General features: G+C 65.8%; 18 protein-coding genes, 2 pseudogenes and 2 riboswitches. Of the genes and pseudogenes, 19 read left to right on the plus strand and 1 reads right to left on the minus strand.

What is annotated here, in order from left to right; all coding sequences use genetic code 11:
• The 13 genes and pseudogenes from O1Q03_RS07910 to O1Q03_RS07970 all read left to right on the plus strand — a co-directional run.
• Window positions 1-659 (plus strand): electron transfer flavoprotein-ubiquinone oxidoreductase (locus tag O1Q03_RS07910; protein ID WP_269502629.1); only part of this gene is annotated, 659 nt, incomplete at its 5' end.
• Between the two features lie 331 nt (window positions 660-990).
• Window positions 991-1653, plus strand: a pseudogene (locus O1Q03_RS07915) (ATP-binding cassette domain-containing protein); the annotation flags it as partial.
• Between the two features lie 190 nt (window positions 1654-1843).
• Window positions 1844-3235 (plus strand): MFS transporter, encoded by a 1392-nt coding sequence (locus tag O1Q03_RS07920; RefSeq protein ID WP_269502630.1) that lies wholly within the window; start codon window positions 1844-1846, stop codon window positions 3233-3235.
• A gap of 29 nt (window positions 3236-3264) precedes the next feature.
• On the plus strand, window positions 3265-4098 hold the full coding sequence (locus O1Q03_RS07925; protein WP_269502631.1) for a shikimate dehydrogenase family protein: 834 nt from the start codon (window positions 3265-3267) through the stop codon (window positions 4096-4098).
• A 107-nt stretch (window positions 4099-4205) separates the two neighbouring features.
• Window positions 4206-5429, plus strand: coding sequence for a multidrug effflux MFS transporter (locus tag O1Q03_RS07930; RefSeq protein WP_269502633.1), 1224 nt, complete (start codon window positions 4206-4208; stop codon window positions 5427-5429).
• A 575-nt stretch (window positions 5430-6004) separates the two neighbouring features.
• On the plus strand, window positions 6005-6253 hold the full coding sequence (locus tag O1Q03_RS07935) for a hypothetical protein (protein WP_269502635.1): 249 nt from the start codon (window positions 6005-6007) through the stop codon (window positions 6251-6253).
• Window positions 6254-6269: 16 nt separating this feature from the next.
• Window positions 6270-6608: a P-II family nitrogen regulator gene (locus tag O1Q03_RS07940; RefSeq protein ID WP_269502637.1), complete on the plus strand. Its 339-nt coding sequence runs from the start codon at window positions 6270-6272 to the stop codon at window positions 6606-6608.
• A 38-nt stretch (window positions 6609-6646) separates the two neighbouring features.
• The gene (locus O1Q03_RS07945) at window positions 6647-8092 is read left to right on the plus strand and encodes an ammonium transporter (RefSeq protein ID WP_269502638.1); all 1446 of its coding nucleotides are present in this window, start codon (window positions 6647-6649) and stop codon (window positions 8090-8092) included.
• A 592-nt stretch (window positions 8093-8684) separates the two neighbouring features.
• The gene (locus tag O1Q03_RS07950; protein WP_269502640.1) at window positions 8685-8984 is read left to right on the plus strand and encodes a hypothetical protein; all 300 of its coding nucleotides are present in this window, start codon (window positions 8685-8687) and stop codon (window positions 8982-8984) included.
• A gap of 133 nt (window positions 8985-9117) precedes the next feature.
• Window positions 9118-10264 (plus strand): annotated as a pseudogene (locus tag O1Q03_RS07955) (porin).
• Window positions 10265-10897: 633 nt separating this feature from the next.
• Complete coding sequence (locus O1Q03_RS07960) at window positions 10898-11236, plus strand: DMT family transporter (protein ID WP_269502642.1); 339 nt, start codon at window positions 10898-10900, stop codon at window positions 11234-11236.
• 494 nt (window positions 11237-11730) lie between these two features.
• Entirely contained in the window at window positions 11731-12159 is a 429-nt protein-coding gene (locus O1Q03_RS07965) for an antitoxin Xre/MbcA/ParS toxin-binding domain-containing protein (protein ID WP_269502643.1), read from the plus strand.
• Window positions 12156-12629: an RES family NAD+ phosphorylase gene (locus tag O1Q03_RS07970; protein ID WP_269502645.1), complete on the plus strand. Its 474-nt coding sequence runs from the start codon at window positions 12156-12158 to the stop codon at window positions 12627-12629. The genes O1Q03_RS07965 and O1Q03_RS07970 overlap by 4 nt, the downstream gene beginning before the upstream one ends.
• Before the next feature lie 346 nt (window positions 12630-12975).
• Here the strand turns inward: O1Q03_RS07970 and O1Q03_RS07975 are convergent, their stop codons facing one another.
• A complete protein-coding gene (locus O1Q03_RS07975; protein WP_269502647.1) occupies window positions 12976-13998 on the minus strand; it encodes an ABC transporter substrate-binding protein in 1023 nt (340 codons plus the stop codon).
• A gap of 140 nt (window positions 13999-14138) precedes the next feature.
• A riboswitch (guanidine-I (ykkC/yxkD leader) is annotated at window positions 14139-14260 on the minus strand.
• Window positions 14261-14692: 432 nt separating this feature from the next.
• A riboswitch (guanidine-I (ykkC/yxkD leader) is annotated at window positions 14693-14824 on the plus strand.
• Between the two features lie 57 nt (window positions 14825-14881).
• Between O1Q03_RS07975 and O1Q03_RS07980 the strand changes: the two genes are divergently transcribed.
• The 6 genes from O1Q03_RS07980 (at window position 14882) to O1Q03_RS08005 (ending at window position 24042) form a co-directional block, all read left to right on the plus strand.
• On the plus strand, window positions 14882-15637 hold the full coding sequence (locus O1Q03_RS07980) for an urea amidolyase associated protein UAAP1 (RefSeq protein WP_269502648.1): 756 nt from the start codon (window positions 14882-14884) through the stop codon (window positions 15635-15637).
• A gap of 11 nt (window positions 15638-15648) precedes the next feature.
• Window positions 15649-16305 carry an urea amidolyase associated protein UAAP2 gene (locus O1Q03_RS07985; protein WP_269502649.1) on the plus strand — a complete coding sequence of 219 codons (657 nt, stop codon included), beginning with the start codon at window positions 15649-15651 and terminating at the stop codon, window positions 16303-16305.
• 245 nt (window positions 16306-16550) lie between these two features.
• Entirely contained in the window at window positions 16551-20177 is a 3627-nt protein-coding gene (gene uca, locus O1Q03_RS07990; protein WP_269502651.1) for an urea carboxylase, read from the plus strand.
• Complete coding sequence (gene atzF, locus O1Q03_RS07995; RefSeq protein ID WP_269502653.1) at window positions 20174-22045, plus strand: allophanate hydrolase; 1872 nt, start codon at window positions 20174-20176, stop codon at window positions 22043-22045. Before uca ends, atzF begins: the two co-directional genes overlap by 4 nt.
• Window positions 22046-22110: 65 nt before the next feature.
• Window positions 22111-23085 (plus strand): ABC transporter permease, encoded by a 975-nt coding sequence (locus tag O1Q03_RS08000; RefSeq protein WP_269502655.1) that lies wholly within the window; start codon window positions 22111-22113, stop codon window positions 23083-23085.
• Between the two features lie 45 nt (window positions 23086-23130).
• Window positions 23131-24042 (plus strand): ABC transporter ATP-binding protein, encoded by a 912-nt coding sequence (locus O1Q03_RS08005; protein WP_269502656.1) that lies wholly within the window; start codon window positions 23131-23133, stop codon window positions 24040-24042.
• The last annotated feature ends 47 nt before the right edge of the window (window positions 24043-24089 follow it).

Raw genomic sequence — 24089 nt, forward strand, 5'->3', positions numbered from 1 at the left:
TCCTGAACGCGTCGCGGATCAAGGGCAGCCACGCGGCGATCAAGACCGGCATGCTGGCCGCCGACGCCGCATTCGACGCGGTGCAGGCCGGCCGTCAGTCGGACGAATTGAACGCGTACCCGGATGCGTTCAAGCAATCGTGGCTGTACACGGAGCTGTACCGCGCCCGCAACTTCAAGCAGTGGATGGCCAAGGGCCTGTACCTCGGCACGCTGATGGTGGGGCTCGAGCAGAAGCTGATGGGCGGCAACGTGCCGTGGACGCTGCACCACAAGCACGCGGATCACGAGATGCTGAAGCCCGCGTCGCAATGCACGCCGATCGAGTATCCGAAGCCGGACGGCAAGCTGACGTTCGACCGGTTGTCGTCGGTGTTCATCTCGAACACGAACCACGAGGAGAACCAGCCGGCGCACCTGACGCTCAAGGATCCGTTCGTGCCGGTCGGCATCAACCTGACCACCTACGCAGGACCCGAAGCGCGCTTCTGCCCGGCGGGCGTCTACGAGTTCGTGAAAAACGAGCAGGACGAAGACCGGCTGCAGATCAACGCGCAGAACTGCGTGCACTGCAAGACCTGCGACATCAAGGATCCGACGCAGAACATCGTGTGGGTGACGCCCGAAGGCGGTGGCGGGCCGAACTATCCGAACATGTGAGCGCTATCGACATGATGGATCGGGCGGCTGGCCAATTCCGGACGTCGACTGCTTTTGGCCCGACGCCCGCCTTCATGAGTAAAACGGGCCGCCACATTGCTCGAAGCGCCCCGTTTCAGCGTGCCTGCGGACTCATCGGAAACGCAGCACGTGCCCCGGCCGGAATTGGCGATTTCAGGCAATACCCTGTCGGCGAATCGTATTGGCTGCACATCCGATTCGGCGGCAATACGCCACCCGCCGGCGTCCTCGCTCAGATATCGCTCAGGTCACACAGCGGCACCGACGACAAGGGCACTGCGCCCCCGGTCGTAATCAGCACCTGCTCCTCAAGGCCGAACTGCTCGACAAGCATGGCCACGTAATCGGGCTTCACGACATCAACGTCGACATGCGTGCCGGTGCGATCACGGTGGTGATGGGCCTGTCGGGCTCGGGCAAATCCACGCTGATCCGCCATCTCAACGGCCTGATCGTGCCGACCGCCGGCGAGATCCTCGTGGACGGGCGCGACATCACCCGCCTGTCGGGGCGCGCGTTGCTCGAGTTCCGCCGCTCGAACGTGTCGATGGTGTTCCAGAACTTCGCGCTGATGCCGCACCTGACCGTGCTCGACAACGTCGGCCTGGCGAAAAAGGTGCGCGGTCAGGCCAGGCCGGCCGTGCAGCAGGAGGCACGGCGCTGGATCGCTCGTCTCGGCCTGTCGGGCTTCGAGGGCCGCTACCCGCACCAGCTGTCGGGCGGCATGCAGCAGCGGGTCGGGATCGCGCGGGCGCTGACCTCGGACGCCGACGTGCTGCTGATGCACGAGGCGTTCTCGGCGCTCGATCCGCTGACCCGTGCCGACATGCAGGACCTGCTGATCGAGTTGCAGCGGGAACTGACCAAGACCATCGTGTTCATCACGCACGATCTCGAGGAGGCGCTCAAGATCGCCGATCACATCGTGATCCTCAAGGACGGCAAGGTCGTGCAGCAAGGCAGCCCGGAAAACTATCCGTCAACGACGCCGACACCAGCCGGCCCCCGGAGAAACCCTTGGAACGTTCGGTAATCGCGCGCACGTGCGCGATGATCGAACGCGCATGTGCGTATCGCCATTGTGTCACGTCGTCGCATCGAACTACTCTCGATGCAACAGGCGACACCGGTCAGTCGCCCGATCACATAATCCGGAGACATCCATGAAGACAGACACGGACCACAAGCCTCAAGCCAGGCGTCAGTCGAAGAAAGCCGCGGCGAGCGGCTGGATCGGCTCGGCGCTCGAGTACTACGACTTCTTCATCTACGCGACTGCGTCTGCGTTGATCTTTCCGCAGATCTTCTTTCCAAAGGGCAATGCGACGACCGCGATCGTCGCTTCGCTCGCGACCTACGGTGTCGGTTATGTCGCGCGGCCGATCGGCGCGTTCGTACTCGGGCACCTCGGCGATACGCACGGGCGCAAGAACGTGCTGCTCTGGTGCATGTTCCTCATGGGGCTTTCGACGATCGGTGTCGGCCTGCTGCCGACTTACGAACAGGTCGGCCTGCTCGCGCCCGTGCTGCTGGTGATCCTGCGTCTGATTCAGGGCTTCGCCGTGGCGGGCGAGATCTCCGGCGCGAGCTCGATGATCCTGGAGCACGCGCCCTTCGGCCGGCGTGGCTTCTACTCCAGCTTCACGCTGCAAGGCGTGCAGGCGGGGCAGATCCTCGCGGCAGCCGTATTTCTGCCGCTTGCGCACTACATGCCCGCCGAGCAGTTCAACGTCTGGGGCTGGCGCATTCCGTTCCTGCTGAGCAGCGCGGTCATCGTTGCGGCCTGGATCATTCGGCGCGAGGTCGAGGAGACGCCCGCCTTCACCGAAGAAGGGCAACGGCAGGCACTTCCTCGCTCGCCCGTGCTGGACGCCTTCAAGTACAGCTGGGCGAACATGCTGCGCGTGGCATGCATGTCGCTGATGAACGTGATTCCGGTGGTGGCGACCATCTTCGGCGCGGCATACGCAGTGCAGCCGGCCTACGGCATCGGGTTCGCGAAGGACGTCTATCTGTGGATTCCGGTGGTGGGCAACATCGTCGCGGTGCTGGTGATTCCGTATGTCGGCAATCTGTCCGACAAGATCGGCCGCAGGCCGCCGATCATCGTCGGCGCGCTGCTGTCGGGCCTGCTTGCCTTCGGCTATCTGTACGCAATCAGCATCCATAATGTGCCGGTCGCCTTCGTGATGTCGCTGCTGATGTGGGGCGTGGTCTATCAGGGCTACAACGCGGTGTTCCCGAGCTTCTACCCCGAACTGTTCCCGACGCGCACGCGTGTCTCCGGAATGGCGATCTCGCAGAACGTCGGCACGGCCATCACGGCGATGCTGCCGGCGCTCTTCACGGCCATCGCGCCGCCGGGAGCGGCCAACATCTGGCTCACGGTCGGCGCGCTCGCATTCGGCGTCACGGTGATCGCCGCGCTGGCCGCGCTCAGCACGCGGGAGACGTATCGGGTTCCCATGAACGAGCTGGGCCAGTCCGATGCACATGCGGTGGACAAGGCCGAGTACGAGCGCCAGCGGGCACTGGCCTTTACCGCGCGCGCCTGACTGTCGTCCGAGAGGAGCACATACCCGCCATGATTTCTGGAAAGACCACCCTCATTGCGCACATCGGCTATCCGACCGAGAGCTTCAAGTCGCCGATGATCTACAACCCCTGGTTCGAGCAGAAGGGCATCGACGCGGTGGTCGTGCCGATGGGCGTCAAAGCGGAGGACTACGAGCAGAGCTTCAAGTCGATCTTCCGCTTCACGAACCTGCGCGGCGCGCTCATCACGATGCCGCACAAGGTGACGACGGTCGGGCTCGTCGATGAAGTCACACCCGCCGTGCGCATCGCCGGCGCGTGCAACGCGGTGCTCAGGCGTCCCGATGGCACGTTGCTGGGCGACCAGTTCGACGGCGCGGGGTTCGTGCGCGGTGTGTTGCGCAAGGGCCGGCGGCTGGAGGGCGCGCGGGTGCTGATGTCGGGCGCGGGCGGTGTCGGTTCGGCGATTGCCGCGTCGCTCGCGGCGGCGGGCGTCGGCGAACTGGCGCTGTACGATACGCGGCCCGAATCGGCCGACGGACTCGCGCAGCGGCTGCGCACGCACTATCCGGCTCTGAACGTCAGCACCGGCTCGAAGGATCCGGATGGCTTCGACGTCGTGGTGAACGCGACGCCGCTAGGCATGAACGCGGACGATCCGTTGCCGTTCGATGTTGAGCGCATCGCGCCTGGCTGCTTCGTGGGCGAGGTGGTGATGAAATCGGAGTACACGCCGTTCCTGCGTGCAGCACGTGAGAAGGGCTGCGAAGTGCAGGTGGGCACCGACATGCTGTTCGAAATGATCCCGGCCTATCTGGAGTTCTTCGGTTTCGGCAGTGCGACTGCCGAAGAACTCCGACGCACGTCGACCATTGCGTACTGAGTTGCTTTGACACTCGTTGTTGAGAATGCTTCGCGTGCCGACCGCAGTTTTTAGGACATCGCCACGATGGTCGGCCGCGTGAAGGATCTGCTTCAGGACATACCTGCATGAGCCGCCGCGGCCCGCTGAGTTTTGCACTACTCCTTCCGTTTCTGCTCGCCGCGCAGCCCGTCGCGACCGACAGCTATCTGCCGGCGCTGCCCGCGATCGCGACGGCACTCGGTTCAGCGAGCACCAGCCTCACGGTGTTCGCGCTCGTGTTCGGCATGGGGCAGTTGCCGATGGGTAGCCTGGCCGACCGCTATGGGCGTCGGCCGGTGCTGCTGGCGGGTCTCGGGGGCTACACCATCGCGGCGCTGGCCGGTGCACTCGCGCCGACTGCGTCGATGCTGACGGTGGCGCGCGCGTTCCAGGGGCTGGCGATGGCGGCCATTCTCGTGTGTGCGCGCGCGGCCGTGCGCGACCTCTATCCCGCCAGCGAAGGGCCCCATGTGATGGCTCGCGGCCTCACGGGGCTGGGCGCGACGGCACTGACTGCGCCGATTATCGGCGCCTATATTGCGCAGCATCTCGGCTGGCGCTGGGTGCTCGCGGTCATGAGCCTGTACGCGCTCGTGCTGTGCGTGGCGTGCTGGCGCAGCTTCGAGGAAACCGTTCAGCGCACGGAGGGGGCGCGGACGCCGGCCGGCGGCATCCGCGAAATCTTCGAGAGTGCCGAATTCCGCGCGTGGGCGCTGCTGGCTGCCGTCACCTACTGCGGCATGTTCTGCTTTCTGTTGCTTTCGCCGATGGTCTACATCGGCTACCTTGGCCTGTCGCCCGAGCGATATGGCTGGATCCCCGCTGGCGGCTCGCTCGTCTACATGCTGAGCACGATGGGTTGCAGGCGCCTGCTGTGTCGCCAGGGCGTGTTGCGAACCGTGCGCCAAGGCGCCGTGCTGAGCCTTTCGGGGGCGGTCATTCAGGGGCTCGGCTGCTGGCTGTTGCCCGGCAGCGCATGGCCGCTGCTGCTGGGCCACGGAGTGTATTGCCTGGGACACGGCATCCACCAGCCTTGCGGACAGGCCGGTGCGGTGGGTGGCCTGCCGCACCAGGCGGGACGTGCGGTGTCGTGGTCCGGCTTCATCATGATGTGCGCCGCGTTCTGCGTGGGGCAGACCGCATCGGCCTTCGTTGATCCGCATCATCGGTTTGGTGCGTGGCCTATGGTCGTCCCGATGCTCGTCGCCGGATCGGCGCTGATGGCGATCGCGTTCGCCTGGTTGCCCAGGCTCGGGGATTCTGGCCGGTTGAGTCCGCGGCCCGCTGCTGTTCCAGTCAGGTCCGAGTAGGCGCAGGCCGACATGTACCTTTGGCTTCGTGCTGCTCGCTGCGTCCGCACCAAAGATCGGTCGCGAGCAACGAAAAGTCAGGATGGCGCCTGCAAACCATCGCTCGTGCGCACATGCTGACGAGTTCGCCGGTGATGCGACGATGAAGTCGAACGTCCCCGATCATCAATTGCTGAACGCCACATTTGCTGCTGGTTTCCAGCACCACCTCCTTTTCCTGCGTCGGCCGAGTTTCTGTCGCGGACCGCGGGGCAACTGTCGGCCCATCTCTCTGCCGCCGATGTGGAACGTCCGCTTTCTGCTGATGGAATGCGTGCTTTCGCACCTCAACAGCCGTTTGAGCTAGCGCGACCGCGACGGCAGCTTGCAACGTGTAAGCGCTTCGCATGTTCACAGTTATGTGCAGGCGCTACCGTCGAGCAGCGACATCGGATTCGACGACAGCGTCACGAACACGCGCAAGGGAAAGAAAAGCATACGGAAAGGTCATTGCCGACGAGTTGTAATGATCGAGGAAACCGTAGCCGAGCACGGATGCACACATTTGGGTCGACAGCCGAAAAACGTGCCCGGCCATGGTGCATCGATTGCATCCGCTGATCAATGAGGAATGCAAAGATATTTCCGGAAAATCATTTCCGGGGTCAAACCAGACGCAAGCGTTTCATTGCTGCTTCGATGCCGCCGATGCAGCTTCCGACAACACGATGCATGACACACAGGTGGACGTATCCAGCGTTTGCTGCACGCGTAATGCTTTGGCTGGCATGACAGTTGCCTATCCAATCGGACCGGCCTATCGGCATCGACGTTTGTTGGCTTAGTGAAAGAGGAACCTAAATGAAACTGATAAGTGCAGTCATCAAGCCGTTCAAGCTCGATGAGACGCGCGAGGCGCTGTCGAGCCTCGGTGTCTCCGGCATCACCGTGACGGAGGTGAAAGGCTTCGGGCGGCAGAAGGGGCACACCGAACTGTACCGGGGCGCCGAGTACGTGGTCGATTTCCTGCCGAAGATGAAGATCGAGGCGGCCGTGTCCGACGATCTCGTCGACCAGGCGGTGGAAGCGATCGAGCGGGCCGCGCGCACCGGCAAGATCGGCGACGGGAAGATCTTCGTCACGCCGATCGAGGAGGTGATCCGGATCCGGACCGGGGAGACAGGCGCGGACGCGCTGTAACGAGAACAGACAAGACACGCGACTAGAGGAAACCCAAGATGCGCAAACTTCTGATGTCCCTGCTGATGGCCGGCTCGCTGATCGCGACCGGCGTCGGCTCCGCGCTCGCGGACGACGCGGCGTCCGCCGCGGTTGCATCCGCGCCTGCCGCTTCGGCACCGGCCGACGCTTCGGCTGCTGCCGCGCCAGCCGCCACCGACGCATCTGCCACCGCCGCCGCCTCCGCCCCGGCTGCGCCGACCGCGCCGTTCTCGGTCGATTCGTCGAAGATCAGCGCGGGCGACACCGCGTGGATGCTGACGTCCACCGCGCTCGTGCTGTTCATGACGGTCCCCGGCCTCGCGCTGTTCTACGCGGGCATGGTCCGCAAGAAGAACGTGCTGGCGACCGTGATGCAGAGCTTCGCGATCACCGCGGTGATCACGGTGCTGTGGACGGTGGTCGGCTACAGCCTCGCGTTCACGCCGGGCAACGGCTTCATCGGCGGCTTCTCGCGCGTGTTCCTGCACGGCATGAACTACATCAAGGGCGACAAGGCGACGACGCTGACCGTCAGCCACCTCGCGACGACGATTCCGGAATCGGTCTACTTCGTCTACCAGATGACGTTCGCGATCATCACGCCGGCGCTGATCTGCGGCGCGTTCGCCGACCGGATGAAGTTCTCGGCGATGCTCGTGTTCATGGCGCTCTGGTCGCTGGTCGTCTATGCGCCGATCGCGCACATGGTGTGGGAGCCGACTGGCTGGCTGTCAGCCGACGGCGTGCTGGACTTCGCGGGCGGCACGGTCGTGCACATCAACGCCGGTATCGCGGGCCTCGTGTCGTGCCTCGTGCTCGGCAAGCGCGTCGGCTACGGCCGCGACTCGATGGCGCCGCACAACCTGGTGCTGACGATGATCGGCGGCTCGATGCTGTGGGTCGGCTGGTTCGGCTTCAACGCGGGTTCCGCGGTCGCGGCCGACGGCCGTGCCGGTTTCGCGATGCTGACGACGCAAGTGGCCACGGCCTGCGCGGCGCTCGGCTGGATGTTTGCCGAATGGATCGCGAAGGGCAAGCCGTCGGTGCTCGGCATCGTGTCGGGTGCGGTCGCAGGCCTCGTGGCGATCACGCCGGCCGCCGGTTTCGTCGGTGTGACGGGCGCGCTCGTGATCGGCATCGCCGCCGGCGTCGTGTGTTTCTGGTCGGCGACGTGGCTCAAGTCGAAGCTCGGCTACGACGATTCGCTCGACGCGTTCGGCGTGCACGGCATCGGCGGGATTCTCGGCGCGTTGCTGACGGGCGTGTTCGCGGTCAAGGACATCGGCGGTGCCGACGGCAATGTCATGCTTCAGCTGAAGGGCGTCGCGATCACGCTGGTCTACAGCGGCGTGCTGAGCTTCATCCTGCTGAAAGTGATCGACATGGTGATCGGCCTGCGCGTGTCGGAGGAGGAAGAGCGCGAAGGCCTCGACGTGATCCTCCACGGCGAGGCAATCGAGTAATCACTCGGGGCCACTGAGTTATCAGCGAGCGCCGACGCCTGCCCGTGCACCTTTGGAAACGGAACGACTCGTACCGGCCCGCACTCGCGGGCCGATTTGCGGGCCGGCGTAGGCCGCGTCACGGCACGGGGCTTCGCGATTCCGAATTTCACGAGGGCGGCGCTCGTGATCAAGGCGTCCTGACCTGCTTCGGTTGCGGGCGATAGCTCGCTGATTGTCCGGAGGTTCGCGTTCCCGAGCCAGCGTGCGCACCACCACTGACGCCCGAGACGGGCGTGCCGTGATTCGCGCAATTGAAGCACCCAGTCATGATTGGCCGTGCACCATCGAGCATTCGCGGCAAGTTCGCATTGCGCGTTGCTTCCAGTCGTCTCTTTGCCGCAAGCGTGCCGGCATACGCATTCCGTTTTGAATGCAGGTCCGACATTGGCTTCAGGTGAAAAGCCGAAATCGGTTGCCGTCTGCCAGGCGAAACATGAAACGCGGGGTACCTTGCATTGCGGCTATGGAATGCCGTGCGGCACACGCTGGGCGCGACAGGGTATTTTTTCGCAGCGCTATTCGTTGTGCAGAGCATTACGAGAGCGGGTTCATGAAAGACAACAATCAGCGTCACCCCGCCGTATTGGTTGTGCTCGCATCCCAGATAGCGTGTCTAACGATGTTCGCGTTTGCGGAAGAGTTCGTCGAAAGAAGCAAGTGGATGGGCGCGTGGTTCGGATTCAGTTTCCTGTTCGGCTTGATCCTGACGCGTGGCTATATCGGTATGTGGCGAAACCAAAGTGACAAAGCGGGCGTAATTGGTTTTTTTCTCGAGAAGCCGACTTATCTTGCGGTCGCAATCGCAACCCTCGGTCAGCTGGTGGCAATACTGGCCTCCCACCATTATTGACGGCGCCTACTCGGCGACAAGTCACGTTGCAGACGGCACATGTTCGAACCCGTCGACGTTGCAATGAGCCGGCCTCGTCTTCGGCTCGAAGAATTCGGATTCGTTGTTTGACTCAATCGTGGAGCTCGCAGGCATGAAGAAATCGATGTTGGCACTCGCGGTTACTGGAGCGTTTGCAGTATCGGTACACGCGCAAAGCAGCGTCACCCTGTACGGTGTGATCGATACGGGCATCGTCTACACGAACAATCAGACGGGTCACAGCAACTGGCAAATGGGCACGAGCTCGACCCAGAACACAGTCTTTGGTCTCAAGGGCTCGGAAGACCTCGGCGGCGGATTGCACGCCATCTTCAAGCTGGAGCAGGGCTTCAACCTGAACAACGGTACCCAGGCGTTCGCCGGTGACGGCTTCGGATCTCAGGCGTGGGTCGGGCTGCAAAGCGATCCATACGGTACCGTCACGTTCGGGCGGCAGTTCGACGTGCTCAACGACCTGCAGCAACGCGTGGGGCGGCAATATGGCCGCCCATCCGTTCGAGAACGACAACCTCGCGGCAGACTCGGTGGTCGTCAACAACACGGTCAAGTACGTGAGCCCAACCTGGAACGGAATTACGTTCGAAGGCATGTACTCCTTCAGCAACAAGGCCGGGGGCTTCGCGAACAATCGCGCGTATGGCTTCAGCGTGTCGTATGCGCAGGGTCCGGTCAACCTTGCCGGCGGCTACCTCCAGTTCAGCAATCCCGGGGGCGGCGTCATCGGCACCAACCAGAATGGCGCCATTGCGCAAGGCGACGGCAGTGCCAACTTTATCGCGCAACGTCAGCGTATCTGGGGCGCAGGCGGTAACTACACGTTCGGCCCGGCGACCGTCGGACTGGTGTGGAGCCATACGCAGATCGACAACATGGCGAGCGTCATCTCCCTCGGCCTCGGCAGCTATCTGCCGATCGGCGGCAACCTGCGCGTCGACAATTACGAGTTGAATGCGCGCTACGCGATCACGCCGGCGTGGAGCGTATCCGGGGCATACACGTTCACGGATGGCGCATACAGCAGTGGCGTGACGACCGCGTCTCCCGCATGGCATACGGCCATGCTTCAGACCGACTATTCGCTGAGCAAGCGCACCGACCTTTACCTCGAGGGCGTTTATCAACATGTGCATGGCGCACCGGCGGGCTCCACGCTCGGAGAGGCGATGATCAACACCCTCTCGCCATCGTCGACGGGAACGCAAGTGGCAGTGACGGTGGGCATGCGTCATCAGTTCTGATTCGGCGACGTTCATGGCCGATCCGCATTGACCGAACCCGCGTCGTTGCGGTGTGACGTTGTCACCGTCGGGCGGCTACCGCGTCCAGCACGCCGGCCTGTCGTTACCGCACCTGCTGCGGGATGCACACGCCGTGGGAAGTCATCACGGCGACGCGCTCGGCGCGAGGAATCAGTGCGTGAGTGTATGGAACGGGCGGCTGAGCCGCCCGCGATCAATGCTGGTGACCTGCGCGCGCTCGTGGAACGAGAGCTCGGCGCATGCGACACGCAGACGGTCATCGAACTACTTTCTCGGGCCGACGGCGACTGGAACGAACTCCGTTCAATCTTCAATGCGATTTCCGAAGATCGCGTCGCCCCCGGCATTGGACGACTTCCTGTTCGCGAACCGGATCGCTATGGCTGTCGACGCCATGCGCGACTGCTATCGGTGGTAACGACGGTTCATCGCAGATTTATGGAGTACGCGGGGCATGCCGTCCGCGTTCGGCCACAATATGACACTCAAAGACATATTGAACATCGTTGACAACCGCTCCTCGTTTTGAGACCTTTTTTTTCAAAGTCTCGGGGTACCGCTACCTTTTTCCGCTTGCTCTAACGTTCGGTATAAACGTGGAGCTGGCGAGGTATGCGTATGCCCCCCATTCAGGCCTCCTGGCTCATTCTTGCTGCAAGTGTCGCCGCTGAGTCACTCGGCACGACAGCCCTCGATCTCTCCGCTGGTTTCACCCTTCCGTCAGTAGTGACCGTCATGTGCTACGTGGCTGCTGTATTTCTGATGGCGGTCGCGACTAAAACGATCGAAATGAGTATGGCTTACGCCGCGTGGGCGGGAAGCAGCGCCGCGCTGACGGCGGTGATCGGTATCGTATGGTTTGGCGAATCGTTTAACGCAGTTAAGGCGATCGGATCAGTTACCGCGATATCCGGGATTGTCTTGCTGAACTTCAGTAGCAACGGGCCGTAACCGAGTATTGGCTGCTTTTTAAAACACCGAATGACCGCTCGTATCCGTGTTGTGGGGTTGAAGGCCTGTGCGATTTCCGGCCGGCTCGCGTGTCATGTCGCGGGCGCCAATAACGGCCGCAGTCGCCGCTGCAATCGTCGCCAACAGCGCGAGCGCTTGCCAGCTAGCACTGATTTCGACCATGCCCGCCACGGCCGCACCAATCGCGCCCGCGCCGTACTAGAAAGTGAGGTAAGCCGAGTTCAATGCGTGCGCGCGTTGGTTGGATAGCAACGACGCTGGCCTGATTGGCGACTTGTGCGGCGAAACAACCGGCATCGAATACGGTCAGCGCGGCCGCAGTCGGGTCCGCTTGACACTTGCACCCCGTGCGAACACGGAAATGACCGTTGTGTCGTCGGCAAGATCGCCGCGGTGGCGCGAACCATCTCTCTCCGATAATGGATCAAATGCTCTACAATCGAGTATCATCTGATACCAGGCTGGGAGCCGACATGTCACTTGTTACCCCCGAAGCGGTAGCCGCGGTCATGGGACTGCAGCCGGTCCCGCACACGCTGGCGGAGTTGGAAGCGCTCGTGCGCGATGGTCTGCCGAAGTCTGCGCTGCGGGCTGGCGTCGAACATGCGACGCAGGGTGCCGATGCCCGGCGCGCGCTGCTCGCTCGCATCATCCCTGAGGCGACCTACAAACGACGTCGCGATCGGCTGACGCTGGACGAATCGGAGAAGACCGAGCGCCTCGCCCGCATCGTGGCCACGACCACCTACGTCTGGAACGATGAAGAGGATGCGCGGCAATTTCTGTCGACGCCTCACCCTGAACTCGAGGGGCGGGCGCCACTCGATGTCGCACTGACCGAACTCGGTGCGCGCCGCGTCGAAGAGCTGCTCTGGAAGTTGTTCTACGGGCTGCCGGCATGAAGTTGTTTCGCATCGCTGACATGCGACACACGATCTGGAGCGGCACGGGCGCGATGCTCGTTGGTGGCCGTTTCAATCACCCGGGCCGGCCGGTGATCTATGCGGCGTCCACCTTTGCAGGCGCGATGCTCGAGGTGCTCGTGCACGCGCGCATCGGCAAGGTGCCGAAAACGCACGGATGGGTCGAAGCAACCGTTCCCGACGGTGTCAGCGTCGAACGCCACACGGCAGAAACGTTGCCGAGAGAATGGGATGCGGCGGCACTGCAGGTAGCACGGCAGTTCGGCGACGCATGGCTGACCGAATTGAGGACAGCGCTCCTGATCGTCCCTTCCGTCGTCGTCCGGACAGAGTTCAACGTGCTGGTGAATCCGGCACATCCTGACGCGGCGCGAATCGTCGTGACAGATCCTCAACCCGTGGTGTGGGACGAACGCCTCTTTGTCATGCCACCGGCCGGGCAGTCATAGAGCCTCGATGGTGGCCTGCTTGCCGATCATCTCGACAGCCGACTCACGGACTTCGTGATGTTCCTGATCACCCACCGACACTCGATACCGCGTCGTCGTGACCCGATCCAGACAAAAAAGGATCGTCGCGGATTTGCCGGAAACTCCGGGGACGAACGTCCGCGTTCGGCGGCGGATTCAACCGTTCGCATCTCGCGGCAACGGCTATCGCGCGTCGCAGCCATGCAATGGGACACATGGCGGAAGGTCTCCGCAGCGAGATAACCATCACTACAGTACGAAGCAGGCGACCGGCCCGGAGTATCCGCCGGCGCGGCGTGCCGCCGCGCTGGCGGGCGTGCCGCCGTCAATGCGCGTCGGCGACCCGCGGATCGATATACGCGTCGACGTCCTGCGACTGCTTGTACACCGCGTTACGCACATTGAATGCATTCGCATTGCGCGTCGAGCCGTAGATCGAATCGAGCCCGTCGCCCTTGCGGAACGCACGCTTCGCGGCCGCCTCGTCGAGCAGGTGCGTGCCCTTCAGCAGCGGCAGGTATTGCGCCGGCGCGAGCCCGACACGCGCCGACATGATCTTGACCGCATCGGCCTGCGTGTTCGGATCGTTGATGTACGCGACGCAGCGATACCAGACCTTGACGACCTTCGCCCAGTCGGCGCGGCGTGCGGCGAGGCTCGCCGGCGCAACCGTGATCGCATCGTAGATCAGGCCCGGCGCATCCGCCGACGTGAAGATCGCCCGTGCGCCCGGCGCACGCTTCAATGCCTCGCCCGCATTCGGTTGCCATGCGGCCACCGCCGCGATGTCGGCCGACGAACCGAGCACCTGCGGCAACTCGTTGGTTTTCGCATTCACGAGCGTGACGTCGCTGTCCTTGAGCCCGTGCTTCTGCAGCGCGGTTTCGAGCAGCAGGTGGTCGACCAGCCCGAGCTCGACGCCGACCTTCTTGCCCTTCAGCGCCTCGACGGTGCGCAGCGACGGCTTCGCGACGATCATGTCGTTGCCGGCCGAGTAGTCGGTCAGCAGGATCATCACGTTCTTCGCGCCGGATGCGCCCGTCACGAGCGCATCGCCGTTGGTCGCCGCGACTGCGTCCAGCTTGCCCGCGGAAAACGCGTCGAGCGACGCCGAATAATCGAACCATTCGAAATCGACGTCGACGCCGGCTTCCTTGAACCAGCCCTTGTCGAGCGCGACGTGGAAGGCAACCCAGCCCGGCCAGTCGCTGTAGCCGATCTTGAGCGGCGCGGCCGCCTGCGCGGCAGGCGCGGCCCATAGCGCAGCAGCCGCGGCGGCGGCGCCCAATGCATGACGGATGAAACGGAAGGACGACAGGCGGCGGAACGCCGGGGCGGGACGGGTCATCGTTGTTCTCCAGGAGACCGGGATCGGGATCGTCGATACGGGCCGTGCGCGAGCACACGGTCCGGCTGCGTGACCGGTTCCTGCGGATGCGGAACGAAAGAGGCGGCCACGGAGAGGCGCGACGGTCGTTGCCATCGCCAATCTCCCGGGCTTTTGTCCCGCCGTGTAGCACGCGTGCATCCGGTCTCGCGATCGGACGCACCCGCGCCGGGCTGCTCTCGGACCAGACGTTCGATGAACCGGAACCCTAGCATCCCTAAGATGCGACACCGCCGCACCCCTCGGCGTCATGCCGAGCGAGAAGCGTGCCAACGGCGCGCGGCACTGCGATTCAACGGCGGCGCACGGTGCGCTGAAGTTCGATGAAGCGGGCGGCGAACAGCGCGCTCAGTGCGCGCCGGAGCAGGTCGAGCTTGTTCATGAAGGAGAGGGTATGAGGTGACGGTGCATGGGTTCAGCAATGCGCATGCCATCGCGGATCGCACGGTGGACGAGCGCGCGACACGCACTGCACCGGTGCGCGGTTGCGTGCGCATGGTGCGCCGCGCGCCCGCTGCGAGGGCAAGCTCACGCGTCGGCCATTCGCTTGCCTCGCGGCATCGCGCCGCCGAGCCTCGTCGTACGGTCATCGCGCGGCGGCTGGCACGCAACTCGCTTATTCGACGCCCGAGAGGTGCGAAGCAATTTGCATCATCTTCAGGATCGCTAGGGTTCCGGTCGTGCGGCGTGCGCCGCGCGATGCCTGGTCCGAGAGCAATCCGGTCTTGCCTTCGCCTCGACGAGAGGAAACGGCGAGGCTCCACGGAGGGATAAAAGCCCGGGAGGTCGCGATGTCGTTCGGTCGCCCTCTCACGCCTTTTGTCCAACCGATCCCGGAGCCGCCATGTCGCCGAGCCCCCAAGCCGTCCTTGCCCCGCCGCCACACGTCGCGTGGGAAACGCTGATTCCCGCCGGAACCCACTGGTCCGGCATCCTGCGCCGCGGTCTCGCGCTGCGCGTCGTCGATATCGACGGCGGCGCGAACCTGTCCGCCGTCTTCCATCGTCAGGAAGACCTGCTCGAACGCTACAACATGGCCGATACGCTGAAGGCGCAGCACACCGCGCATCTGACGCGCGGCCATGTGCTGTACACCGACATGGGGCGCGTGATCGCGTCGATCACGGCCGACACGCTCGGCTGGCACGACCCGCTCGGCGGCGTCGGCGATGCGCGGCTGTTCGCGCACAAGTACGGCACGTCGTCGTACCAGGCCGATCGCAACGCGATGATCCGCAACGGCCGCGACAGCCTCGTGCTCGAGCTCGCGAAATACGGGCTGTCGGCGCGCGACCTCGCCGCGAACGTCAACTTCTTCAGCAAGCTGGATACGCGCGACGACGGCGCGCTCGATTTCGTCGCCGGACATTCGCCGGCCGGCAGCGCGTTCGACCTGCGCTTCGAGATGAATACGCTCGCGGCGTTCTCGACCGCGCCGCATCCGCTCGATCCGCGCCCGGACTATGCGCCGAAAGCCGTGAAGCTGATCGCGTACCGCGCGTATCCGGCCGATGGCGCCGCACCCGACGACGACCCGTGCCGGCGCGCATGCGCGGAGAACACGCGCGGCTTCGCCAACACCGACCGTCTGTTCGCATGAGGAGCCAGACCATGCCGATCATCGAAAGCCGACTCGACCCGCGCGACGCGATCCACGACATCACGCTGAAGGCAGGCGACCCGTGGCTGCACGACCTGAAGCGCGGGCAGACCTTCCGCATTCTCGACCTCGAAGGCAACCAAGCCGTCGACACGCTGTTCTACCGCACCGACGATCCCGAAGAGCGCTACAGCGCGCAGGATACGATCCGCGCGCAGCGCAACCTGTACCTGAGCGCGGGCAGCGTGCTCGTGTCGAGCCGCGGCAACCCGATGGCGACGATCGTCGCCGACACGTGCGGCCGCCACGACACGCTCGGCGGCGCGTGCGCGGCCGAGAGCAACACGGTGCGCTATGCGCTCGACAAGCGTTACATGCACAACTGCCGCGACAGCTTCCTGAACGCGATCGCGCACTGCACGTGCGGCGCCGGCGCGCGGCTCACCAAGCGCGATCTGGTCGGCAACGTCAACTTCTTCATGAACGTGCCCGTCACGCCGCTCGGCGGGCTCACGTTCGAGGACGGCATCTCCGCGCCCGGCAAGTACGTCGAGATGCGCGCGGAGATGGACGTCACGGTGCTGATCTCGAACTGTCCGCAACTCAACAATCCGTGCAACGGCTACAACCCGACGCCCGTGCGCCTCACCGTGTGGGAGGCGGAATGAACTACCCCCACGCTCACTATCGTTCGCTGCCCCCCGAGGGGGCGGTTGCCTTCCTTGGGGCGGCCCGGCGGGAGGCGGAATGAACTACCCCCACGCTCACTATCGTTCGCTGCCCCCCGCGGGGGCGGTTGCCTTCCTTGGGGCGGCCCGGCGGGAGGCGGAATGAACTACCCCCACGCTCACTATCGTTCGCTGCCCCCCGAGGGGGCGGTTGCCTTCCTTGGGGCGGCCCGGCGGGAGGCAACATGAGATTCGCCAAAGTCCTCGTCGCGAACCGCGGCGAAATTGCGTGTCGCGTGATCCGCACGCTGAAGCGCCTCGGCATCGCATCGGTCGCGATCTATTCGGATGCCGATCGCGACGCGCGCCACGTGGCGCTCGCCGATGAAGCCGTGCGTGTCGGTCCCGCACCGGCGGCCGACAGCTATCTGAACGTCGCGGCGATCCGCGCCGCCGCGCGCGAGACCGGCGCGCAGGCCGTGCACCCCGGCTACGGCTTCCTGTCCGAGCACGCGGGCTTCGCCGACGCATGCGAAGCGGCGGGCCTGCGCTTCATCGGGCCGCGCGGCGATCACATGCGCGCGTTCGGCCTCAAGCACACCGCGCGCGAACTCGCGGCCGCGCACGGCGTCGCGCTGCTGCCCGGCACCGGGCTGCTCGACGATGTCGCGACGGCGCTCGCCGAAGCCGATGCGATCGGCTATCCGGTGATGCTGAAGAGCACCGCGGGCGGCGGCGGCATCGGCATGTCGCTGTGCCGCGATGCCGCGCAGCTCGGCGCGGCGTTCGAATCCGTCGTGCGGCTCGGCGCCGCGAACTTCGCGCATGCGGGCGTGTATGTCGAGAAGTTCGTCGAACACGCGCGGCACATCGAAGTGCAGATCTTCGGCGACGGCCGCGGCGGCGCGATCGCGCTCGGCGAACGCGATTGCTCGGTGCAGCGGCGCAACCAGAAGGTGATCGAGGAAACGCCCGCGCCCGACCTGACCGACGCCGAGCGCGACGCGCTGCACACGAGCGCGGTGCGGCTCGCGCGCGCGGTGGGCTACGCGTCGGCCGGCACGGTCGAATTCGTGTTCGACGCGAGCACGCGGCAGTTCTATTTCCTCGAGGTGAACACGCGGCTGCAGGTCGAACATTGCGTGACCGAGGCAGTGACGGGCGTCGATCTCGTGGAATGGATGATCCTGCAGGCCGAAGGCGACCTGCCGCCGCTCGACACGCTCGCCGTCGCTTCGCGCGGCGCGAGCATCCAGGTGCGGCTCTATGCGGAGGATCCGAACAAGCAGTTTCAGCCGAGTGCAGGGCTGCTCACGCACGTCGCGTTTCCCGACAACGTGCGGGTCGACGGCTGGATCGAGGCAGGCACGGAGATCAGCGCGCATTACGATCCGCTGCTCGCGAAGCTGATCGTGCGCGGCGACACGCGGCGCGACGCGCTGGCCGCGCTGCGTGCCGCGCTCGACCAGACCGAGCTGTACGGGATCGAGACCAACCTCGACTACCTGCGTGCGGTCGTCGGCTCCGACACGTTCGCGCGCGGCGCGCCGACGACCGCCTTCCTGTCGCGCTTTGCGTTCGCGCCGCACACGATCGACGTGCTCGACGGCGGCGTGCAGACCACCGTGCAGCAGGCGCCCGGGCGCATCGGCTACTGGAGCGTCGGCGTGCCGCCGTCGGGGCCGATGGACGATCGCGCGTTCGACCTCGCGAACGCGCTGCTCGGCAATGCGCGCGACGCGGCTGGGCTGGAATTCACGATGGTCGGCGCGACGCTGCGCTTCAATACCGCGACGCTGTTCGTGCTCGGCGGTGCGCCGCTCGCGGCCACGCTCGACGGCGAAGCGGTGCCGTTCTGGCAGGTCGTGCGTGCACCAGCCGGCGCGGTACTGAAACTGGGCGGCGTGACGGGCGCGGGCGTGCGCGCGTGTCTGGCCGTCAAGGGCGGGCTGCAGGTGCCCGACTATCTCGGCAGCAAGGCGACCTTTACGCTGGGCCAGTTCGGTGGCCATGCGGGCCGCGCGCTGCGCAAGGGCGACGTGCTGCATCTGCACGCGGACGCCGGGCGCGGCGACGCGGGCGCGACGCTGGCCGCGGCCGATATTCCCGCGCTGACGCATGCATGGACGCTCGGCGTGCTCGACGGTCCGCATGGCGCGCCGGATTTCTTCACGCCGGACGACATCGCGATGCTGTACGGCACGCAGTGGACCGTCCATTACAACTCCAGCCGCACCGGCGTGCGGCTGATCGGCCCGAAACCGCAATGGGCGCGTGCGGACGGCGGCGAGGCGGGGCTGCATCCGTCGAATATCCATGACAACGCGTATGCGATCGGCGCCGTCGATTTCACCGGCGACATGCCGGTGATTCTCGGCCCGGACGGGCCGAGCCTCGGCGGCTTCGTGTGTCCGGTGACGGTCGTGCGCGACGAGCTGTGGAAGCTCGGGCAGTTGCGGCCGGGCGATACCGTGCAGTTCGTGCGCGCGGGCGTGTCGGCCGGAAAACCGGCCGCTGCGGAGGTGGATGCGACGCGTGACGTTGCCACTGCTGCATCCGGCGCAGCGCGGTCATCCGGCTCATCCGACGATTGCGTGCTGCATCGCGACCCGTCGGCCGGCGGCGGCATCGGCGTCGTCTACCGGCGCTCGGGCGATCGCAACGTGCTGGTCGAATACGGGCCGCTCGTGCTCGACCTGAATCTGCGCTTTCGCGTGCACGCACTGATGTGCTGGCTCGACGCGCACCCGCTGCCCGGCATGCTCGACCTGACGCCGGGCATCCGCTCGCTGCAGGTGCAGTTCGATGCGCGGACGCTGCCGCTGGACGCGCTGCTCGCGCATCTGCAGGCCGCCGAGCGCGAACTCGCCGACGTGGCCGACCTGCGCGTGCCGAACCGCATCGTGCATCTGCCGCTGTCGTGGGATGACCCGTCGACGCGTGTCGCGATCGAGCGCTACATGCAGTCGGTGCGGCCCGACGCGCCGTGGTGCCCGAGCAATATCGAGTTCATCCGGCGCATCAACGGCCTGTCGAGCATCGACGACGTGAAGCGCATCGTGTTCGACGCGCGCTATCTGGTGATGGGCCTCGGCGACGTCTACCTCGGTGCGCCCGTCGCGACGCCGCTCGATCCTCGGCACCGGCTCGTGACGACGAAGTACAACCCCGCGCGCACCTGGACGCCGGAGAACGCGGTCGGCATCGGCGGCGCGTATCTGTGCGTGTACGGGATGGAAGGGCCGGGCGGCTATCAGTTCGTCGGCCGCACCGTACAGATGTGGAATCGCCACCGCACCACGCGCGAATTCGAAGCCGGCAAGCCGTGGCTGCTGCGCTTCTTCGACGAGATTCGCTTCTACGAAGTCAGCGAGGCCGAGCTGAGCGCGCTGCGCGCGGATTTCATCGCGGGCCGCGCGACGCTGAAGATCGAGGAATCGGTGTTCGACCTGCGCGCCTACAACCGCTTCCTGCACGACGAGGCGGAGTCGATCGCCGCGTTCAAGGCGACGCAGCAGGCCGCGTTCGACGCGGAGCGCGAACGCTGGCGCGTGGCCGGCCACGCGGAATACGTCGGCGACGGCGAGCCGGGCGACGCGCAAGCGGACCGCGTAGCGGGCGCGCTCGACGATACGCAGCGGGCGATCGCCGCGGACGTGTCGGGCAGCGTTTGGAAGGTGTTGGTGGAAGCCGGCGAGCGCGTGACCGAAGGGCAGGTCGTCGCGATCGTCGAGTCGATGAAGATGGAGGTGGCGGTGACGGCAACGGAAGACGGCACGATCGAGACGATCGATTGCGCGCCGGGTGCGGCGGTGGTGGCCGGCCAGCGGCTGATGGTGATGAAGGCGGGCGCCGCCGAGGAGGTCGCATGAGCACGACGGAACGCTCGGTTCTGCCCGGGCTGCACTCGATTGCCGCGCTGCGCGCGCGCTACGCGGCGGGAGGCCTGACGCCGCAGGCGCTCGTCGACGCGATCGCCGCGCACTTCGACGCAGGCGACCCGCACCATGCGTGGATCCGGCCGCTGACGCGCGACGAGATGATGCCGTACGCCGACGCGCTGGCCGGACGCGACATCGCGTCGTTGCCGCTGTACGGCGTGCCGTTCGCGATCAAGGACAACATCGACCTCGCCGGCATACCGACGACGGCCGGCTGCCCCGCGTATGCGTACACGCCGGCACGCAGCGCGCCCGTGGTCCAGCGATTGATCGCGGCCGGCGCGATTCCCGTCGGCAAGACCAATCTCGACCAGTTCGCGACCGGACTCTCGGGACAGCGCTCGCCTTACGGCGCGTGCCGCAACGCGCTCGACCCGCGCTATGCGTCGGGCGGCTCGAGTTCCGGGTCGGCCGTAGCGGTCGCGCTCGGCGTCGCGACGTTCTCGCTCGGCACCGACACGGCGGGCTCCGGCCGCGTGCCAGCCGCCTTCCACGGGCTCGTCGGGCTCAAGCCGACACGGGGCGTGCTGAGCACGCTCGGCGTGGTGCCGGCTTGCCGGTCGCTCGATTGCGTGTCGGTGTTCGCGCGTTCGGCGGACGACGCGCGCACCGTGTTCGCCGCCGCGCACGGCGTGACGGAAGGCGATCCGTACGGGCGCGCCTGGCAGCCGCTGTTGGGTGCGGACGGGTTGCGCGCGCAGCCGGCACGCCCGCTCGGGCAATTGCACTTCGGCACGCCGCGTGCCGATCAGCTCGAATTCTTCGGCGACGAATCGTATCGCGCGGCGTGGAGTGCGGCGCTCGAACGGCTGCGCGCGACCGGCGCGCAGGTCGTCGAAATCGACTTCGGCCCGTTCCTCGCCGCCGCGCGGCTGCTGTACGACGGCCCGTGGGTCGCCGAGCGGCTCGCCGCGATCGGCGCATTCGCCGCGCGCGAGCCCGATGCGCTGCATCCGGTGATCCGCGAAATCATCGGCGGCGCGTCGCGCTTCAGCGCCGCCGATGCGTTCGCCGCATTCGACCGGCTTGCGGCACTGCGCGTCGATGCGGCCCGCGCGTGGGACGGCCTCGACGCGATCGTGATGCCGACCTCGGCGACGACCGCGACCGTCGATGCGCTCGAGGCCGATCCGATCGCGATCAATTCGCGCTTCGGCTACTACACGAACTTCGTGAACCTGCTCGACCTGTCGGCGATCGCGGTGCCGGCGGGCACGTGTGAAAGCGGACCGCATGCGGGCTTGCCGTTCGGGATCACGTTCGTCGGCCGCGCGCACGACGATGCGCGGCTGCTCGATCTCGCGCACGCGTGGGGCGATGGCGCTGCCGCCGTCGGCGACGTTCGGCCGCCCGCGGCCGCGACGCCGGCGCGTGCCGCAGCCGCGGGTGTCGTGCGCGTGGCCGTCGTCGGTGCGCATCTGCGCGGCGAACCGTTGAACGGGCAACTCACGCAGCGTGGCGCGCGCTTCGTCACCGCGACCACGACCGCGCCGGCCTATCGCCTCTATGCGCTGTCCGCCGACGCAAGCGGCGGCGTCGCGAAACCGGGGCTCGTGCGCGTGCCGGACGGCGGCGCGCCGATCGCGGTCGAGGTCTGGGAGATGCCGGTCGACGCGTACGGCAGTTTCGTCGCCGGGATCGCGGCACCGCTCGGCATCGGCACGCTGACACTCGCCGACGGTTCGCGGGTGCAAGGCTTCCTGTGCGAGAGCGTGGCACTCGACGACGCACAGGACATCACGCGCTTCGGCGGCTGGCGCGCTTACCGTGCGCAGGCGGCCAGCGGCCTACTGCAATGAACGCACGGTCGCGTGGATGCCGCGGCATCCGCGCGACCGGCACCCGAAACGACACGGAGATTCACATGACAACGACCCACAACACGACCGGATGGCTCGCCGTGCGCCGGGAACTGACGACACGCGGCAGATGGACGCTCGGGCTGGCGTCCTTCCTGCTGCCGTTCGCCGTCTGGTGCCTGATCAGCTATGTCCCGTTCGTCTGGCATCCGCAGATGCGCATCACGAATCCGGGCAGCGTCGACTATTTCCAGACCGGCATGCAGATCGACCGCGACGTGTTCGACGACGAGCTCGCGCATGCACGGGCCGCGCACACGGCGGTGCCCGAGGGCGTGCGCGCGAATCCGGTCTATCTGCCGGCGCCGCACCAGGTATTGCGCGCGTTCTACACGGCGTTCACGACGCCGCCCGCGTCGCGCGACGGCGTATGGCTACACGAAAGCCTGTGGCACAGCATCCGCATCATCTTCTGGGGCTTCGTGATTTCGTCCGCGATCGGCGTGCCGCTCGGCATCGTCTGCGGCACCTTCAGTGCGCTCGCGCGGCTGCAGGAGCCGTTCCTGGAATTCTTCCGCTACCTGCCGGCACCCGCGTTCGGCGCGCTGATGGTCGCGATTCTCGGCATCTACGATGCGCCGAAGATCGCGATCATCGTGATCGGCACGCTGTTCCAGCAGGTGCTGATCATTGCGAACACCACGCGCAAGCTCGAATACGGGCTGTTCGAGGCCGCGATGACGCTCGGCACGAAGAAGCTGAAGCTGCTCACGCACGTCGTGATTCCGGGCGTGCTTCCCGACCTGTATCGCGATCAGCGGATCCTGCTCGGCTGGGCGTGGACGTACCTGATCGTCGCCGAGCTGGTCGGCACGAGTTCCGGCATCACGTGGTACATCAGCCAGCAGGCGCGCTACCAGCATTTCGACAACGTGTATGCGGCGATCCTGATGATCGGGATCATCGGCCTCGGCACCGACATCGTGCTCGCGCTGCTCGGCCGCCGGCTCTTTCCGTGGGACCGCACGCTGAAAGCGTGAGCGCCGCCCGCACGTTCCCATCGACCGATTTCCGCAGAGGGCATCATGCAGAACCCGCAAGCCGTTCCCGATTACCTGATTCAATCCGACGCGGTGCGCGAGCGCTTCGCGCGACTGAAGGCCCGCGACGTGATACTCGACGTGCGACACGTCGGCAAGCGTTTCACGACGCCGCAGGGCGAGTGCATCGCGCTCGACGACATCAGTTTCCGCACGCACCGGCGCGAGTTCGTGTGCGTGATCGGCCCGTCCGGCTGCGGCAAGTCGACGTTGATCCGGATCCTGGCCGGGCTCGACGCGCAGACGAGCGGCGAAGTGCTGCTGGACGGCAAGCCGGTGGACGGGCCGGGCGCTGATCGCGGGATGGTGTTCCAGGGCTATACGCTGTTTCCGTGGCTCACGGTCAAGAAGAACGTGATGTTCGGTCTGCGAATGAACGGCAGCGGCAGCAGCGAGGCCGAGCGCGAGGCGTTGCAGTGGCTCGATCTCGTCGGGCTGACGCGTTTCGCCGACGTGTATCCGCATCAGTTGTCGGGCGGCATGAAGCAGCGCGTGGCGATTGCCCGCGCGCTCGCGAACCGTCCGCGCATCCTGCTGATGGACGAACCGTTCGGCGCGCTGGACGCGCAGACGCGTGCGAGGATGCAGACGCATCTGCTCGACATCTGGCGCAACATCGACGTGACGATCCTGTTCATCACGCACGACCTCGACGAGGCGATTTTTCTGGCCGACCGGATTCTGGTGCTGAAGGCGAATCCGGGCGGCGTGCAGGAGCTGATCGAGGTGCCGGTGCCGCGGCCGCGCGATTATTCGCAGGTCAATACGCCCGAGTTCGTCGCGACGAAGGCGCGGCTCGAAGCGCTGATTCATCCGAAGGAGGCCGCGACGGCGGAAGACGACGGCATCAAGCCGCATATGATCCGGATGACGGATGTTGCGGATAACGTCGAGTAGGGGGGAAGGGGGCCGCGATCGCAGCCCCGATCCAACCTGCTCAACAC

This window comes from Burkholderia sp. IMCC1007 (assembly GCF_027257875.1).
In the GTDB taxonomy this organism is placed as follows: domain Bacteria; phylum Pseudomonadota; class Gammaproteobacteria; order Burkholderiales; family Burkholderiaceae; genus Burkholderia.